The organism is Streptomyces sp. NPDC111656 (assembly GCF_055656965.1).
Genome location: NZ_JBVKCA010000006.1, coordinates 536,469 through 554,251 on the forward strand (window position 1 = coordinate 536,469; position 17,783 = coordinate 554,251).

General features: G+C 71.0%; 11 protein-coding genes. 2 read left to right on the forward strand and 9 right to left on the reverse strand.

All coding sequences use genetic code 11. The features are described 5' to 3' along the window. Window positions 1-19 precede the first annotated feature (19 nt). Window positions 20-4,717 (forward strand): hypothetical protein, encoded by a 4,698-nt coding sequence (locus tag ACZ7M3_RS21455; RefSeq protein ID WP_472065169.1) that lies wholly within the window; start codon window positions 20-22, stop codon window positions 4,715-4,717. Here the strand turns inward: ACZ7M3_RS21455 and ACZ7M3_RS21460 are convergent. The 9 genes from ACZ7M3_RS21460 to ACZ7M3_RS21500 all read right to left on the reverse strand — a co-directional run bounded on the left by ACZ7M3_RS21460 (window position 4,714) and on the right by ACZ7M3_RS21500 (window position 17,219). Then, entirely contained in the window at window positions 4,714-6,264 is a 1,551-nt protein-coding gene (locus ACZ7M3_RS21460) for a GMC family oxidoreductase (protein WP_388523207.1), read from the reverse strand. The two genes, ACZ7M3_RS21455 and ACZ7M3_RS21460, sit on opposite strands and share 4 nt — an antisense overlap. Window positions 6,265-6,314: 50 nt before the next feature. Continuing rightward, complete coding sequence (locus tag ACZ7M3_RS21465; protein WP_472065171.1) at window positions 6,315-7,898, reverse strand: APC family permease; 1,584 nt, start codon at window positions 7,896-7,898, stop codon at window positions 6,315-6,317. A gap of 91 nt (window positions 7,899-7,989) precedes the next feature. Next, complete coding sequence (locus tag ACZ7M3_RS21470) at window positions 7,990-9,456, reverse strand: aldehyde dehydrogenase family protein (protein ID WP_472065173.1); 1,467 nt, start codon at window positions 9,454-9,456, stop codon at window positions 7,990-7,992. Beyond that, on the reverse strand, window positions 9,449-10,594 hold the full coding sequence (locus ACZ7M3_RS21475; protein WP_472065175.1) for an aromatic ring-hydroxylating oxygenase subunit alpha: 1,146 nt from the start codon (window positions 10,592-10,594) through the stop codon (window positions 9,449-9,451). The genes ACZ7M3_RS21470 and ACZ7M3_RS21475 overlap by 8 nt, the downstream gene beginning before the upstream one ends. 11 nt (window positions 10,595-10,605) lie before the next feature. Further along, complete coding sequence (solA, locus tag ACZ7M3_RS21480) at window positions 10,606-11,760, reverse strand: N-methyl-L-tryptophan oxidase (RefSeq protein WP_472065177.1); 1,155 nt, start codon at window positions 11,758-11,760, stop codon at window positions 10,606-10,608. Between the two features lie 48 nt (window positions 11,761-11,808). Then, the gene (locus tag ACZ7M3_RS21485) at window positions 11,809-14,370 is read right to left on the reverse strand and encodes a GcvT family protein (RefSeq protein ID WP_472065179.1); all 2,562 of its coding nucleotides are present in this window, start codon (window positions 14,368-14,370) and stop codon (window positions 11,809-11,811) included. A gap of 44 nt (window positions 14,371-14,414) precedes the next feature. Beyond that, the gene (locus ACZ7M3_RS21490; RefSeq protein WP_472065181.1) at window positions 14,415-15,071 is read right to left on the reverse strand and encodes an MBL fold metallo-hydrolase; all 657 of its coding nucleotides are present in this window, start codon (window positions 15,069-15,071) and stop codon (window positions 14,415-14,417) included. Beyond that, window positions 15,068-16,153: an S-(hydroxymethyl)mycothiol dehydrogenase gene (locus ACZ7M3_RS21495; protein ID WP_121416765.1), complete on the reverse strand. Its 1,086-nt coding sequence runs from the start codon at window positions 16,151-16,153 to the stop codon at window positions 15,068-15,070. Before ACZ7M3_RS21495 ends, ACZ7M3_RS21490 begins: the two co-directional genes overlap by 4 nt. Window positions 16,154-16,397: 244 nt before the next feature. Beyond that, on the reverse strand, window positions 16,398-17,219 hold the full coding sequence (locus tag ACZ7M3_RS21500) for an IclR family transcriptional regulator (RefSeq protein WP_472065183.1): 822 nt from the start codon (window positions 17,217-17,219) through the stop codon (window positions 16,398-16,400). A gap of 215 nt (window positions 17,220-17,434) precedes the next feature. Here ACZ7M3_RS21500 and ACZ7M3_RS21505 point away from each other — a divergent pair, with 215 nt between their 5' ends. Next, window positions 17,435-17,755: a bifunctional 3-phenylpropionate/cinnamic acid dioxygenase ferredoxin subunit gene (locus tag ACZ7M3_RS21505; RefSeq protein WP_095855871.1), complete on the forward strand. Its 321-nt coding sequence runs from the start codon at window positions 17,435-17,437 to the stop codon at window positions 17,753-17,755. Window positions 17,756-17,783 lie beyond the last annotated feature (28 nt).

The window sequence follows — 17,783 nt, forward strand, 5'->3', positions numbered from 1 at the left end:
ACTACGAGAGTCCGCCGCCATGTACGAGCTGTCCCGGGTCCGCCTCTACTCCATCGGGCCTGCTGGCGCGCGCTATGCCGACACCGTCCTTGACCTGAGGGGTGTCGGCGAGCCCGTGCCCGACCCCGCCCCCACCCAGGCGGAGTTCTTCGAGGAGGAGCCCGTCGGGCCGCCGCGCCGGCCCGCGCCCGCGGGCGTGCTCTTCCTGGAGAACGGCGGCGGCAAGTCGGTGCTGCTCAAGCTGATCTTCTCGGTGATGCTGCCGGGCCACCGCAACACCCTGGGCGGCGCCAGCTCCGGTGTGCTGCGCAAGTTCCTGCTCGCCGACGACTGCGGCCATGTCGCACTGGAGTGGCAGCACACGCTGACCGGCGAGTGCGTCGTGGTCGGCAAGGCCAGCGAGTGGCGGGGACGGCAGGTCTCCAACGACCCGCGGAAGTTCGCCGAAGCCTGGTACTCCTTCCGGCCCGGTCCCGGCCTGAGCCTGGACAACCTGCCCGTCGCCGAGGCGACCGCCGTCCGGCCGCCCGTCGAGGGCGCGTCCGGCGCGCAGGGACGGCGGCGCACCATGAAGGGCTTCCGCGACGCCCTCACCGAGGCCGGAAAGGCGTATCCGCACCTCGAAGTGCACTGGGAAGAGATCCACGACCGCTGGAACGAGCATCTGACGGACCTCGGCCTCGACCCCGAACTCTTCCGCTACCAGCGGGAGATGAACGCCGACGAGGGTGAGGCCGCCGGTCTCTTCGCGGTCAAGAAGGACTCCGACTTCACCGACCTGCTGCTGCGCGCGGTCACCGACACCCGGGACACCGACGGGCTCGCCGACCTGGTCGGCGGCTTCGGCAACAAGCTGGGGCGGCGCGCCGAGCTGATCGCCGAGCGGGACTTCACGGCGGGGTCCGTGGATCTGCTCGGCCGGATCGTCGAGGCCGCCGAGGCACGGGCACGCGCGCGTGACATCCACGCGGGCGCCGAGCGGCGTACCCGCACCCTGGCCCGGCGACTGTCCGCTCGCGGCGTGCGGGAGCGCGTCCGCGCCGGTGAGCTCGCACAGCGCGTGACCGCCGCCGCGTACGCCGTCACCCACGCCGAGGGCGCCCGCGAGCGCGGCGCCCTCATCGCCGCCGAACTCGCCTACCGGCACGCCTCGTTGGCGCTCGCCGGGGCCGAGAAGTCGGCGGCCGCCCAAAAGCGCGAACTGGCCGACGCGCGCACCCTGCACTCCTCCTGGCAGGCCGCCGAGCTCGTGCTGCGGCACCGTGCCGCCGCCGACCGCTCCGCGCGCGTGGCCGCCGCGATCCTCGAGGCCGAGCGGGACGCCGCGCCCGCGCTCGCCGCCCGCGCCAAGGCCGCCGTCGACCTCGTCCGCGCGCTGCACCGCGCCGCCGATGGAGCCGAGGCGCTCGCCAACGAGGAGGAGGAGCGCTCCGCCGGACTCCAGGAGGTCGGCGAGACCGCGTACGCCGACTCGACCGCCGCGGCCACCGCCGCCCAGCGCGCCCGCAGCGAGGTCGGACATCTGCGCCAGCGCCTGAGCGAGGTCGAGCAGGAGACCGCCGAGGCGGTCCGCGCCGGCTGGCTCGACGACAGCGCCCCCGACGCCGACCCGGCCCGCGCCGCCCTCGCCGCCAGCGACGCCGAGAAGGTGGCCGTCGCGGAGTGGGACACCGCGCGGGAGGCCTCGCGACGGGCCTCGGAGCACGGCCGCGAGGCGGCGTCCGCCGAGTCCCGCGCCGAACTGACGGCCGCCCGCGCGGCGGACGCGGCGACGGCGGCCGAGCGCGCGTACGACGGCGAGCGCCGTACGGCCGAGGCACTGGCGGGGGAGGAGCGGCTCGCGGAGCTGCTCAGCCTGCCGGGTGCCGTCGGAACGCGGCACGGCGGGGTACCGGTGCCCCGGACGGCCGGGGACGCCGCTGCCTCGATCGGCCACGGCAAGGGCGGCGACACCGGCCGAGGCGCCCGCGGCAACTCCGCCGACGTCTGGGCGGAGACCGAAGGCGCCCTCACGCCCGAGGAGTTGGACCAGTACGCCGACGAACTGCGCGAGCTGCTCGACGACGGAGTCGCCTCCGCCGAGCGCCAGCTCTTCGAGCTGCGCACCGCGGCGGCCGACGACGCCCGCATCCTCGGCGCCCTCGGCGACGGCGGACTCCTGCCGCCCGGCCCCGACGTGCTGGCCACGGTCGAGTACCTCGGTGAACACGGCATCCCCGCCCTGCCCGGCTGGCGCTATCTCGCGCAGGCCGTCGACCCCGTCGACCACGCGCGCGTACTGGCCGCCAGGCCCGAGCTCGTCGACGGCGTGATCATCACCGACCCGGACACCCACGCGCGGGCCCGTGAGGCGCTCAGCGAGGCGGCGCTGCTGCCGCGCTCCGCCGTCGCCGTCGGCACGGCCGCCGCGCTGCTCGCCCCGACCCCGGCCGCCGACGCGGGCGACGGCGGCGTCTTCCTCGTACCGCCGAACCCGGCCATGCACGACGAGCACGCCGCCGACGAGGAACGGCGGACGCTGCGCACCCGAGCGACCGAGCGGGACGAGGAGATCCGCATCCTCGCGGCCCGGCTCGGCAAGGACCGGGAGCTCGCGGCGCGGCTCGCCTCCTGGCGCACCGGCTGCCCCGCCGGGCGGCTCGTCGAACTGGCCGCGGAGGCCCGGGACGCGCGCGCGTTCGCCGAGGAGGCCGAGGCCGAACTCGCCGAGGCGCGCACCGTGCGGGCCGAGGCCGACGAGGCGGCGGCCGAGGCGGCCCTCGTGCGCGACGAACGCCAGGACGCCGCCCAGCGCGCCCGGCGCGCGGCCGACGCCCTCGCCGGACTCGCTTTCCGCCTGCGCGAACGCGCCGGCTGGCAGGTCAAGGTGCGCGAACTCGCCGACGAGGCCACCGAGTCGGAGGCCCGCGCCCAGGTCTGCCTGGAGCGCGCCCGCGCCGCCGACGAGGACCGCCGTGCCACCCAGCGCGCCGCCGACGACGCCCGCCGCACGGCCCGCGCGCTGCGCGCCGAGCGCGCCGAGATCGCGGGCGCTCCCGACGACGTACCGCAGGACGCGTCGGAGACGGCGAAGTCCTCGCTGCCCGCCCTGCGTGAGGCCTACCGGGCCGCGTCACAGCTGTACGAGAAGGTCGGCGTCGGCGCCGATCTGCGCGCCGAGCAGGCCCGCGCCGAGAGCGACGAGACCGCGGCCCTCGCAGAGCTGGACCGGCTCAGCAACAAGGTGCGCACGCGCGCCGCACAACTCCTTCAGGCGCCGGACGGTTCCGACGGGCCGTCCCGGCAGGCCGCGGCCGCCCGTGCCGAGGAGCTCGTGCAGCTCCTGGAGACCCGCATGTCCACCGCGAGCGAGCAGCTCGGGCGGCTGCGCGGCGAGGCCGAGCGGCACGCGCCCGAGGACGGCGAGGCCCACACCGAGCTGTCGCAGGAGCTGGTCCCGCGCGACGCCGAGCACGCGCAGTCGCTGCTGCGCACGGCCACCGGTGAACTCGCCTCCCGCGCCGAGGCGCTCAGCCAGGCACGCGAGGCGCACGCCGAGCTGCTCGACGCGCACCGCGCCGCCGAGGACGCGGCCGGTGGCTTCGACGAGACGGCCGCCCTGCTCAGGGACCTGCTGCGGGAGCACTCCGACGAGGAGCAGGAGGAGCCCGAGCCCTACCCCGGTACCCTCGAGGAGGCCCGGCACTCCGCCGCCGAGACCCGCCGCTCCCTGCGCGGCTGCGCCGCCGACCTCTCCGCGGCCGAGGGCGCCGTGCGCGAGGCGAGCGACATCCTCGTACGGCATGCCAACTCCAACCGGTACGAGCAGGTGCGCACCCCTGCCCGGCAGCAGATCCGTGAGCTGCCGGCGTCCGCGCTGCCCGAACACGCCCAGAAGTGGGCGGACGCCTTCGCGCCCCGACTGCGGGTGCTGACCGACGAGTTGGCGCAGCTGGAGCGCAACCGGGACTCGATCGTGGACCGGCTGCGGGGGCTGGTGGAGTCGTCGCTCGCCACCCTGCGGTCCGCGCAGCGGCTGTCCCGGCTGCCAGAGGGGCTGGGCGAGTGGTCCGGGCAGGAGTTCCTGCGCATCCGCTTCGACGAGCCCGATCAGGCCACGCTCGCCGAGCGGCTCGGCGAGGTCGTCGACGAAGCCACCCGCGCGGCGGTCAAGAAGAACTCCGACATGCGGCGCGACGGCATGTCACTGCTGCTGCGCGGAGTCAGCGCCGCCCTCGAGCCGAAGGGCGTCGCCGTCGAGATTCTCAAGCCGGACGCCGTACTGCGTGCCGAGCGCGTCCCCGTCGGGCAGATGGGTGACGTCTTCTCCGGCGGTCAGCTGCTGACCGCGGCCATCGCGCTGTACTGCACGATGGCCGCGCTGCGCAGCAATGACCGGGGTCGTGACAAGCACCGGCACGCCGGCACGCTCTTCCTCGACAACCCCATCGGACGCGCCAACGCGACCTACCTGCTGGAGCTGCAGAGGGCCGTCTCGGACGCGCTCGGCGTCCAGCTCCTCTACACCACCGGCCTGTTCGACACGACCGCGCTCGCTGAGTTCCCCCTCGTCATCCGCCTGCGCAACGACGCCGACCTGCGCGCCGGGCTGAAGTACATCAGTGTGGAGGAACACCTCCGACCGGGACTGCCGCGAGAGGCTCCCGCCGGGGAAGCCGTGCACACGGAGATCACGGCGACGCGGATGTTCAAGAGGCCCTCACCCCAAGGGGCCTAGCGGTCCTCCTTCAAAAGATCCGCGCACTTCTCGCCGATCATCATGGTCGTGATGCAGGGGTTGACGGAGATGAGATCCGGCATCACCGAACCGTCCGCGACCCGCAGCCCCTCGACCCCCTTGACCCGCAGCCGCGCGTCGAGCGGGGCCGAGGAGTCGTCGTCCGCGCCCATCTTCACGGTGCAGGACGGGTGATAGACGGTGTTGTGGGTCTTGTGGATGTAGTCGAGCAGCTCGTCGTCCGTCCGCACGTCCGGCCCGGGGGCCAGCTCCGCGCCCGCCCAGCCGCTCAGCGCCGGCTGGGAGGCGATCTTCCGCGCCAGTTTCAGCCCGTACGTCATCACACGCACGTCGTGCTCGTGCGTGAAGTAGCGCGGATCGACCATGGGCTTGTCCCGGTAGTCCCGGGTGCGCAGTCGCACCGTGCCGCGTGACTTCGCGCGCGTCACGTTCGGCGTGAGGCAGAACGCGTTCTCTGACGTCGGGAACCCGTGCCGAGCCGTGTTCATGTCGAACGGCACCGAACCGTAGTGGTACATCAGGTCGGGCCGGTCCAGGCCCGGTTCGGTGTCGTAGAAGATGCCCGCCTCCCACCACTGGCTGGACGTGGTGGTCATGGGCTGCTTGGCCTCCCACATGATGACGCCCTCGGGGTGGTCCTGGAGGTTCTTGCCGACCCCCGCCGAGTCCACCACCACCTCGACCCCCACCTCGCGCAGATGCGCGGCGGGCCCGATGCCCGACAGCATCAGCAGCTTGGGAGTGTCGATGGACCCGCAGGACACGATCACCTCGCGGCGTGCGCGCACCGTCCGGGTGTGGATCAGGTCCGGGTCCAGGTACTCGGCGCCCACACAACGGCGGCCGTCGAGCACGAGCTTCTTGGCCCGTACCCCGGTGCGCACCTCCAGGTTCGGCCGCTTGCCCATGACCGGATGCAGATACGCGACCGACGAGGACTGCCGGATGTTGTTCTCGTCGGAGTTGATCTGGAACCAGTTGGCGCCACGGACCACGGTCTTGCCGGTGTTGAACGCGGTGGTCGCAATGCCCGCCTGCGCACACGCCTCCAGCAGCGCGGAGCCGCAGGGGTCCGCGCCCTTCAGCGTGCGCAGTTTCACCGGGCCGGTGCGGCCGTGGTGGTCGCCGGGAGCGTCGTTCGACTCCAACCGCCGGTAGAGCGGGAAGAGTTCGGCCGCGCTCCACCCCGTACAGCCCGCGGCGGCCCAGTCGTCCAGGTCCTCCGCGGGTGCCCAGAAGGCGATGCAGGAGTTGTGCGAGGAACAGCCGCCGAGCACCTTGGCGCGCGCATGCCGCATGAAACTGTTGCCGCTGACCTGCGGTTCGACCGGGTAGTCCCAGTCGTATCCGGACTCCAGCAGTCCCATCCAGCGTTCCAGCTTCAGGATGTCGTCGTCGCCGACATCGCTGGGGCCCGCCTCGAGGACGCACACGGTGACGGACGGATCCTCGGAGAGCCGGGCCGCGACCACGTTGCCCGCGGTGCCGCCGCCGACCACGACATAGTCGAACTCATCGACATTCATGGGGAGTTGACCTCCTTGATTTGCTCTTCGGTCGGTCGTGTGACGGTCCTTCAGTCGGTCGCGGGAGTCGCGGGGGTCGCGGGGGTCACGGGAGTCGCGACGGAAGCCGTCGCGGAGGCCTGGAACTGGTGCTCGGCGAGCACCCCGGTCCGGTGCCGCTGCACCAACCAGTAGTAGGCGAAGCCGCCGCCCGCGACGACGCCCACGAACAGGACGGCACCCCAGCGCAGGTACCAGTGGTACGGCGCGGCCGCGTTGTAGACCGCGGAGCGCGGCCAGATCAGGTTGATCGTCATGACCGCGCCCCACACCACGGCGACGATGTTGACGAGCAGCCCCCAGCGGCCGAGCGAGAACTTGCCGTCGCCCGCGGGCTGCCACTTGCCACGCAGCCGTGCGACCAGCATCGGACCGGTGACCAGCAGATATGCCAGGTAGATCATGATGATGCCGATGCTGGTGACCACGGTGAAGATCTGCGGCTGGCGGATGTTGACCACCAGGATCGCCAGTGCGAGCAGACCGATGATCACGGTCGGCAGGACCGGCGTCTGGAAGCGCGCGTTGACCTTGGCCAGCTTCGAGGAGGCGGGCAGGTTGTTGTCGCGGGCCATCGCGAAGGCCAGCCGGATCGCCGCCGTGTGCACGGCCAGGGCGCACACGGTGACCGCGATCAGCACGCACCACAGCATCGCCTTGCCGGCCGTCGGGCCGAGCACGTCGAGGACGATGTACTGCAGACCGTCGGTGGAGAGCTTGTCGCCCTTCAGGCTGGAGACGCTCATCAGCGCGAGCAGCAGCACGAGCCCGCCGAGGACGAACGAGGCGACGATGGCACGGATGATGGCGCGCGGCGCGTTGCGCGACGGGTCGAGGCACTCCTCACCGAGCGAGGAGGCCGTGTCGAATCCGTACATGACGTACGCGGACGCCAGCGAGGCCACCAGGAACGCGCCGAGGTAGCCGAACGACTGCCCGTGGCCGGTGCCCTGGGTGTCCATCACCACCTGCGGGCCGCGTGTGATGTGCACCGCGAACAGGATGATCAGTACGACGGTGGCGATCAGCTCGATGAAGACGCCCGCCGTGTTGATGGTCGCCATCAGCTTCACACCGAAGGCGTTCACCAGGGTGGTGAACAGGATCAGTACGGCCGCCAGCAGAACCGCGTTGGTGGCGACGTCGTACTTGCCCGTGCCGTCACCCACGAACTGGAAGGTGGAGGAGATCTGGGGAAGCGTCAACTGATAGGCGAGTGCCACGGCCGAGATCGACACGATCGACGCGAGCAGCATCATCCAGCCCGCGAGCCAGCCTATGTGCGGATTGCCCACCTTCTTCGACCAGTTGTAGACGGAGCCGGCCACGGGATAGCGGGCGGCGAGCTCGGCGAAGCAGAGGGCGACCATGAACTGGCCGATGAAGACCATCGGCCAGGACCACCAGTAGGCGGGGCCACCGCTGCCGTAGCCGAAGTAGAAGAGCTGGAAGGTTCCGGTGAGGATGGAGATGTAGCTGATGCCGGCGGCGAAGGTGTGGAAGTTGCCAAGGGTGCGCTTGAGTTCGGGCTTGTAGCCGAACTCGGAGAGTTCGGCGTCGTCGTTCTGCTCGGTCGCGGATGGAAGGGTGGTCATGAGCGGCCTCCTGGATCAGGGGAGAGGGGCGCGGCTCGTGCGGGTGGTGGGGGGAATCAGGGGATCAGATCATCCGGACGTCACCGGGGGATTACGCGAACCACCCCTGTGGGGACGGGTTGGTGTTGCGCCAGATGTGCTTCGCCTCGCGGTACTCGGCGAGGCCGGCGGGTCCGAGCTCGCGCCCGAAGCCCGACTGCTTGAAACCGCCCCATTCCGCCTGAGGGACGTAGGGGTGGTAGTCGTTGATCCAGACCGTGCCGAGCCGCAGCCGGGCCGCCACGCGCTGGGCCTTGGCCTCGTCGGTGGTGAAGACGGCGCCCGCGAGTCCGTAGATCGTGTCGTTGGCGAGCCGTACGGCCTCCGCCTCGCCGCTGAAACGCTCCACGGTCAGCACCGGCCCGAAGGACTCGTCCTGGACCACGGACATGTCGGACGAGCACTCGTCCAGCACGGTCGGCGGATAGTAGAAGCCCGCCTCGAACTCGGGCCCGGAAGGCCGCGCGCCGCCGCAGCGCAGCACCGCGCCTTCCGCCAGCCCCTTGGCTACGTACGCCTCGACCTTGGCGCGATGCGCCGCCGAGACCAGCGGCCCGCTCTGTGCCCGCTCGTCGAACGGGCCGCCGAGTCGGATCTCCGAGGCCCGGCGGACGACCTCGTCGACGAACCGGTCGTGCAGCGAGTCCTCGACCAGCAGCCGGGCCCCGGACGAACAGACCTGCCCCGAGTGCAGGAAGACCGCGGTCAGCGCCATGTCGACGGCCGTCTCGAAGTCGGCGTCGGCGAAGACGATGTTCGGGTTCTTGCCGCCGAGTTCCAGGGCCACCTTCTTCACCGTCCCGGCCGCGGCGGCCATCAGCCGCCGCCCGGTCTGCAGCCCGCCGGTGAAGGAGACGAGGTCGACGTCCGGGTGATCGCCGAGCGGGGCCCCTGCCTCGGGGCCCGCGCCGAGGACGAGGTTGGCCACTCCGGGCGGCAGCCCGGCCTCCTCCAGCAGCCGCATCAGATGGATCGCCGTGTGCGGGGTGAGCTCGCTCGGTTTGAGGACGAAGGTGTTGCCCGCGGCGAGCGCCGGGGCGACCTTCCAGGCGGTCTGCAGGAGCGGATAGTTCCAGGGTGTGATCAGCGCGCACACCCCGACCGGTTCGTACACGACCCGGCTGTCGACGCTCGCCGTACCGGTCTCGACGACCCGGCCCGTCTCGGCGGTGGCCGCCCGCCCGAAGTAGCGGAAGCAGTTCGCGATGTCGTCGATGTCGTACTCGCTCTCGACGAGCCGCTTGCCCGTGTCGAGCGACTCGGCGCGAGCGAGCGCGTCCTTGTCCCGTACGAGGAGGTCGGCGACGCGCAGCAGCAGGTCACCGCGGTCCGCGGCCGGGGTCGTGGGCCAGGGACCCTCGTCGAAGGCGCGGCGCGCGGCGGCGATCGCCTCCACGGTGTCCTTGCCGCCCGCCTCGTCGACGACACCCACCAGGGAACCGTCGGCGGGGCAGTGGATCTCGCGCGTGCGCTCGTCGAGAGCGCTCCGCCATGTACCGTCGATGAACAGGTCAGGCACTGGGGCCTCCCAATTGCTGGATCAGCCACTCGTGGAAGATCCCGATGTGGTGCTCGGTGGGCACCAGGACACCACCGTTCCGGTAGGCCCGCGAGGTCATGGCCGGCTGCGTACGTTCACACGCCTCGAAATCCTGTTCGTTGACCCGGTGGAAGAGCTCGACCGACTTGGACACGTCCGCGCCGGACTCCACGACCTCCGGCGCGTAGAGCCAGTCGCACTCGACGACCGTGCGGTCCTCGGCGAGCGGGAACATGCGGTGCAGGATGACATGGTCGGGGACCAGGTTGATGAAAACCGTCGGTTTCACAGTGATCGCGTAGTAGCGACGGTCCTGGTCGTCCGCTATGTCCGGCAGCCGGCCGAAGCCCTCGCTGCCGTCGACCGTGAAGCCCTGGATGTCCTCGCCGAACTCGGCGCCGTGCCCCACGTAGTACTGGGCCGCGTAGCCTTCGGCGAACTCAGGGAGGACGTCGACGAGTTCGGGGTGGATCGTCGCGCAGTGGTAGCACTCCATGAAGTTCTCGACGATCAGCTTCCAGTTCGCCTTCACGTCGTAGGTGATGCGCTTGCCGAGGGCCAGCTTCTCAGTGCCGTAGTACTCGATGGCGGCCGCGTCGCCCAGACGCTCCACGGCGGCGCCCATCACCGTCTCCTCGAAGGAGGGTGGCTCGTCGGCCAGGCACACCCAGGCGTACCCGAGCCACTCGCGCAGCGCGACCTTGACCAGGCCGTACTCGACGCGGTCGACGTCCGGCATCTTGATCAGGTTCGGCGCGGCGACCAGCTTGCCGTCGAGGTCGTAGGTCCAGGCGTGATACGGGCACTGCAGAGTGCGGCGGACCTCCCCGGACTCCTCGGTGCACAGCCGGGCCCCGCGGTGACGGCAGATGTTCAGGAAGGCGCGCAGCTCACCCGTGCGGGAGCGGGTGATCAGGACGCTCTCGCGGCCCACCTGGACGGTGCGGAAGGCGCCGGGCCGGGCGAGATCCGCGGAGCGGACGGCGCAGAACCACATCGACTCGAACAGCGACTCCTGCTCCTGCCGGAAGATCTCCGGGTCGGTGTAGTAGTGCCCTGGGAGGGTGGCGATCAGGCTGGGGGAGATGGGGGACGGGGAGACGGGGGTCGTCGTCACGTGCGTACTCCTCAGGCGGGCGCGGCGGCGAGGCGGTGGGGGTCGAACAGCCCGATCGGGTGATCGGTGGTGCCGGTCAGGGCGAGGTCGGCGACTATCTCGCCGACGACCGGCACGAACTTGAAGCCGTGCCCGGAGAATCCGCAGGCCACGGTCACGGACTCCGGGTGGGCGGGGTGGCGGGCGATGACGAAGTGCTCGTCGGCAGTGTTGGAGTACATGCAGGTGGCGGCCTTGAGGAAGGCGCCCGGCAGATCCGGGATGTGCCGGGACATGTGATCCGCCATGGCCTGGACCTCGTCCTCGTGGACCGTCCGGTCGATGGTCTCCGGGGTGGTCACGACCCCCTTGCGGAAGAAGGCGACCTTGGCGCCCAGGTCCGGCCCGTCGATCGACGGGAAGCCGTACGCCTGGACTCCGGCCGCGTCCTCCCAGATGTAGATCGGGTGGTTCTCCGGCAGGAACGGCTGGACCCCGCCCCTCGGCTGGAACCAGTACATGACCTGGCGCTCGATCGTGAACGGCACCCCGAGGTCGGTGAGCAACCGCGGTGCCCACGCGCCCGGGCAGATCACCAGGTGGGCCGCCGTGTAGGTGTTCTCGGCCGTGTGGACGCGTACGCCGTCCCTGTACGGCTCCCAGCGGGTCATCGGTTCCTCGAAGTGCAGGTCCGCTCCCTGCCGGGTGGCGAGCTGGAGGTGCGCGGCGACGGTGTTCTCGGGGCGCACGAGCCCGGCGCGCGCCTCGAACAGCGCGACCTCGTCGTCCTTCGGGGTCAGGGTCGGGAAACGCCGGCGGATCTCGGAGGCGTCCAGCATCTCATGCGGCAGGTCCCACTGCTCGGCGGAGAGCAGCGAACCGGAGACCGTCCGCGAGTCGGGGCGTCCGACCATGACGCCACCGCACAGGGTGGCGATCTCCCGGCCGGTCGCCCGCTCCAGCTCCTCGTACAACTCGTACGAGCGCAGCAGCAGCGGCACGTACGCCGGGTCCTCGAAGTAGGACTGGCGGGTGATGCGGGAACCGCCGTGGCTGGAACCGCGGTTGTGCACCGGGCCGAACTTCTCCAGGCCGAGCACGCGGGCACCGCGGGCGGACAGATGGTGGGCGGCGGCGCTGCCCATACCGCCGAGACCGATCACGATCACGTCGTACGTGGGGGACACAGGGGCCTCCTTTTGCCGTGTGGCCGGGCTCTTGTCTATTGATCGATCTCAGCGGCGGATTCGGTTCATCTTCGGGTCGAAGAGGGGTTCTTCCGCGACGGTCGCGGGGACCTTCTCGCCGAAGTACTCGATGTGCACGCCCGTACCGGTCGGGAGCGCCGGCAGCCAGGCGTACGCGACGCAGCGGCCCAGCGTGTAGCCGTACGAGGCGCTGGTCACGTAACCGGCCGGGGCGCCGCCGACGTAGACGGGCTCCTTGCCGAGCACGACGGCGACCGGGTCGTCGAGGAGGAGGGGGGTGAGCCTGCGCGCGGGTTCCTCCGCGGCGAGACCTTGCAGCGCCTCCTGGCCGACGAACCCGTCCTTGTCCATCCGGACCGCGAAGCCGACCCCCGCCTCGAACGGGTTGTGCTCGTCGGTCATGTCCACGCCCCAGGCGCGGTAGCCCTTCTCCAGTCGCAGACTGTTGAAGGCGGAGCGCCCGGCCGCGATCACGCCGTGCTCACGGCCCGCCTCCCACAGCGTGTCCCAGAGCCTGAGCCCCAGATCGGCGGACGTATACAACTCCCAGCCCAGCTCGCCGACGTACGACAGCCGCATCGCCGTCACCGGAACGTGTCCGAGACAGGTCTCCTTCGCGCGGAAGTAGCCGAAGCCCTCGTGCGAGAAGTCGTCGCGGGTCAGCGGCTGCACGAGCGCGCGGGCGAGCGGACCCCAGACGCCGATGCAGCAGGTGCCGGAGGTGATGTCCCTGATCCGTACTCCCCCACTCTCGGCTTCGCTCGAGCGGGAGGTGCCCCCACCCGGGGCGTGCCGGACCAGCCAGTCCAGGTCGGTGGGGGAGTTGGCGCCCACCTGGAAACGGTCCGGGGCGAGGCGCGCGACGGTGAGGTCGGAGCGTACGCCGCCCGTCTCGTCCAGGAGCAGCGTGTAGGTGACCGCGCCGGGCTTCTTGCGGAGGTTGTTGGTGGTCATGCGCTGGAGGAAGTCGAGGGCCCCGGGCCCGGTGACTTCGAGGCGGCGCAGCGGGGTCATGTCGTACAGGGCGACCTTCTCGCGGGTCGCCTTCGCCTCGGCGGCCGCGATGGGCGACCAGTAGCGGGCCGACCAGGCGTCGCGCTCGGGAAGCCGCAGACCGTCCACGAGCGGGGCGTTCGCCTCGTACCAGTGCGGGCGCTCCCAGCCGCCGCCCTCCAGGAAGTACGCGCCGAGTTCCTGCTGCCGGGCGTAGAAGGGGCTGACGCGCAGGGGGCGCGGGCGCTCCATCGGCTGGAGGGGGTGCAGGACGTCGTACACCTCGACGAACTGCTGCGAGCCGCGTTCGCGGACGTACGCCGGTGAGCGCTGCGCGTCCTCGAAGCGTGTGAGGTCGCATTCGTGCAGGTCGATGGAGGCGCGCCCGTCGACCATCCATTCGGCGACCGCCTTCGCGACCCCCGCGGAGTGGGTGACCCAGACGGCCTCGGCCAGCCAGAATCCGCGCAGCTCGCGCGATTCCCCGAGCACCGGCATGCCGTCCGGGGTGAAGGAGAAGACGCCGTTGAAGCCCTCCTCGATCTCCGTCTCGCGCAGGGCGGGCATCAGCCAGCGGCAGTCGTCCCAGCTCGGTGCCCAGTCCTCCTCGGTGAAGGGGTACGACGACGGCATCTCCATGTCGTGCGCGCGCGCCTCGTCGTAGGGGAGGATCCCGAACGGGTCGACGGGCAACGGCTTGTGGGCGTAGCTGCCGATGCCGATGCGGTCGTGGTGCTCGCGGAAGTAGAGGTCGCGGTCCTGGAAGCGGAGGATGGGCTTCGAGGCGTCGGCGGCGGCGTGGGCGGTGGTTTCAGCGGTGGCTTCCGGGGCCGCTTCGGGGGTGGCCTGTGCGGTCGCTTCCGAGGTGGCTGCGGCCAGTTCGGGGAGCTGCTTGGTCTTTGCGTACTGGTGTGCGAGCGGCTGAAGGGGGACATCGACCCCGGCCATCCGGCCGATGACCGGGCCCCAGAAACCGGCCGCGGAGACGACGTGGTCGGCGGGGAAGGTGCCGCGGTCGGTGACCACGGCGGTGACCTTGCCGTCCTCCTGTTCGATACCGGTGACCGTGTGGCGGTCGAGGAAGCGGGCGCCCCGTTCCGTGGCGCGTTCCCTCTGGGCCCGGGACGCGAGGACGGCACGGGCCAGGCCGTCGTCGGGGGTGTGGAAGCCGCCGAGGACGGCCGACTGGTCGATGAGCGGCCACAGTTCTTTGCAGCGGGCCGCGCTGACGATCTCGCCGCGTACGCCCCACGAGGCGGCATGGCCGGCCTTGCGGTGCAGGTCGGCGAGGCGCTCGGGCGTGGTGGCGAGTTCGAGACCGCCGACCGGGTTGAAGCAGGAGACGCCGTCGACCTGGAGCGAGTTGAACTTCTCCACGGTGTACCGGGCGAACGCCGTGAGCGTCTTGGACGGGCTGGTCTGGAACACCAGGCCCGGCGCGTGCGAGGTGGAGCCGCCCGGGGCGGGCAGCGGCCCCTGTTCGAGAACGGTGACGTCGGTCCAGCCGCGGGCGGTCAGCTCGTCGGCGAGCGAGCAGCCGACGATGCCGGCGCCGATGATGACGACACGGGGATGGTTTGCGGGCGTGCTGGACATGCCCCTCCTTGCCGGGGTGGGGAGTGGACGCGCTCGGTGGTGGATCAGACGGTGGGGACGTGGGGGCGCTCGGCGGCGATGGTGGTGTCCTCGCCGTGCCCGGTACGGACCACCGTGTTGCCGGGGAGGGTGAGGAGCCGGTTGCGGAGCGAGGCCTCGATGGTGGGCCGGTCCGAGTACGAGCGGCCGGTCGCGCCGGGGCCGCCGTGGAAGAGGGTGTCCCCGGTGAAGACCGTGTCGAGGAACGGGGCGTAGAGGGAGCAACTGCCCCAGGTGTGGCCGGGGCTGTGGATCACCTGGAGTTCGATGCCGGCGACCGTCAGGACCCGGCCGTCGCGCAGTTCCCCGTCCGGCTTGCGCCCGGGGTGGGTGAAGGACCACAGCTCGTTGTCGTCGGGGTGCAGGAGTACGGGCGCGCCGGTCAGCACGGAGAACTCGGCGGCCGCGTCGATGTGGTCGTCGTGCGCGTGGGTGCAGACGATCGCGGTGACACGGCGTCCGGCGACGGCCTTGTGGATCGTACGGGCGTCGTGGGCGGCGTCGACGATCAACACCTCCTCGTCGTCGCCCACGAGCCAGACGTTGTTGTCGACGTCGAAGGTCTCGCCGTCGAGGCTGAAGGTGCCCGAGGTGACGACGCGTTGGACCCGTACCGCGTGGTCCTGTGCGCGACCGTGTCCCTGGGGCCCGGCTCGGCTCACAGGACCACCACCGACCGCAGTACCTCACCGCGGTGCATCTTCGCGAACGCCTCCTCGACCTGGTCGAGGGAGATGGTCTCGCTGACGAAGGCGTTGAGGTCGAGCAGCCCGTACAGGTACTGGTCGATGAGGAACGGGAAGTCGCGGCTCGGCAGGCAGTCGCCGTACCAGGAGGACTTCAGCGCGCCGCCGCGCGAGAACAGGTCGATCAGCGGGAGGTCGATCTTCATCTCGGGGTCGGGGACACCCACCTGGACGAGCACACCCGCGTGGTCGCGCATGTAGAAGGCCTGTTTGTACGTCTCCGGTCGGCCCACTGCGTCGATGGCGATGTCGACCCCGAAGCCGTCGGTGAGCGCACGGACGGCCTCGACGGGATCCGTCCCGCGCGAGTTCACCGTGTGGGTGGCGCCGAACTTCTCGGCCTGGTCGAGCTTCTTGTCGTCGATGTCGATGGCGATGACCTTCATCGCGCCGTTGAGACAGGCGCCCGCGATGGCCGCGTTGCCGACGCCTCCGCAGCCGATGACGGCGACCGTGTCGCCGCGCCCGACGTTGCCGGTGTTGACCGCGGCGCCGTATCCGGCCATCACACCGCAGCCGATCAGGCCCGCGGCCTCGGGGCGGGCGGCCGGGTCGATCTTCACCGCCTGCCCGGCCGCGACCAGGGTCTTCTCGGCGAAGGCGCCGATACCCAGCGCGTTGCTGAGCGGGGTGCCGTCGAGCAGCGTCATCGGCTGGGTGGCGTTACGGGAGTCGAAGCAGTACCAGGGGCGCCCGCGGCGACAGGAGCGACAGGTTCCGCAGGGCGCCCGCCAGGCAAGGACCACGTAGTCGCCCGGGACCAGGTCGGTGACGCCGTCGCCGACCGCCTCGATCGTGCCGGCCGCCTCGTGGCCGAGCAGGAAGGGGAAGTCGTCGGTGATCGCGCCCTCCCGGTAGTGCAGATCCGTGTGGCAGACCCCGCATGCCTGGACGTTGACGAGCACCTCTCCGGGGCCCGGGTCGGGAACGACGATTGTCTGCACCTCGACGGGTGCGCCCTTCTTGACGGCGACTACGGCACGGACCTCGTGTGGCACGACAAGCTCCTCTGCTGTTGCGCAATGCACGATGGGTTGCGCGATGAGGAACATATTGAGAACGCCGTCATGGGGTCGTCAAGGGGTCGGCGTTAACCCTTGGCAAAAGGAACGGGCCGCCCGAAACGTGCCGGACACACGGACTGGACACACGGGCTGGACACACGGGCTGGACACACGGGGACACACGAAGGGGCGGGGCCGGGAGAATCCCGTGCCCCGCCCCTTCGCTCCTGAGGTGCTCTCAGAAGCCGTACCCCATCCGGCGCGACAGCTCGGCCCCCGCCGCCACCGTCCGCTTGGCCAGCTCCGGCAGCCGATCGGAGTTCAGCCGGTACACCGGCCCCGACACGCTGATCGCCCCGATCACCTTCCCGTCGTGCGCCCGGATCGGCGCGGCCACGGCGGCGAGCCCCAGCTCCAGTTCCTCGATGGTGACCCCATAGCCCTGCTCGACCACGGCCTCCAACTCGGCGCGCAGCACGGACGTACCCGTGATCGTGCGCTCGGTGAAACGTGGCAGGGTGCGCGCGAGCAGACCTTCGCGCAGGGTGGGCGGCATGTGCGCGAGCAGCACTTTGCCGCTGGAGGTCGCGTGCAGTGGGGTGCGCCTTCCCAGCCAGTTCTGCGCGGTGACCGACGCGGTGCCGCGCGCCTGCATGATGTTGACCGCCGCGTCGTCGTCGAGCACCGCGACGTTGACGGTCTCGCCCAGTTCGTCGGCGAGCTCGCGGCAGACCGGGACGCCCTCCTGGGAGATGTCGAGGCGCACCGCCGCCGCCCCCGCCAGACGCAGTACCGCGGCCCCCAGGTAGTACTTCCCGCGGTCCTTGGCCTGGGCCACCAGGCCGCGGTTCTCCAGGACACCGAGCAGGCGGAAGGCGGTGGACTTGTGCACGTCCAGCTCCTCGGCGATCTCGGTGACCCCGGCCTCGCCGACCCGGGCGAGAATCTCCAGCACGCTCACGGCGCGGTCCACCGACTGGACGGCGCTGCCGGCCCCTCTCCCGTGCTGTTTCTCGGAACCGTCCCCGGTGTGCTCAGCCTGCTTCTGAGTGCGGGTCATAGCTCAACTCTCACCACCTGACGGCCCGGTTTGGGCCGCATCTGCGGGAAGCCCTTGACGTGACGGGACCCCCGCGCGGATTCTGTTGCGCATAGCGCTCCCTCGTGCGCCATGCGAAACACCATGTTACCGAAGCGTCCGGAACCCGAAAGGTCTCCGGACCCACCTGGACCAGGAGGTCCCGGACGAAGAGTCCAGGACCGAGAGGGGGGCCCATGATTCCCGTCTGCCGCCTCGACGACCTCCCCGCGGGCGAATCCGTCCGTGTCGACACCACGCCGCCCATCGCGGTGTTCAACGCCGACGGCGAGTTGTACGCCATCGACGACACCTGCACCCACCAGGACGCCTCCCTCTCGGAGGGCTGGCTGGAGGGCTGCCTGATCGAATGCCCGCTGCACGCCGCCTCATTCGATCTCCGTACGGGCCTGCCGACGTGCCTGCCCGCGCGCCGCCCCGTCCGCACCCACCGCGTCACCGTCGACGACGGAATCATCCACGTCCACCTGGCCGCGGAGGAGGGCACCGCCGCATGAACGCCCTGACCGAGTGCGCCGAGGAGCG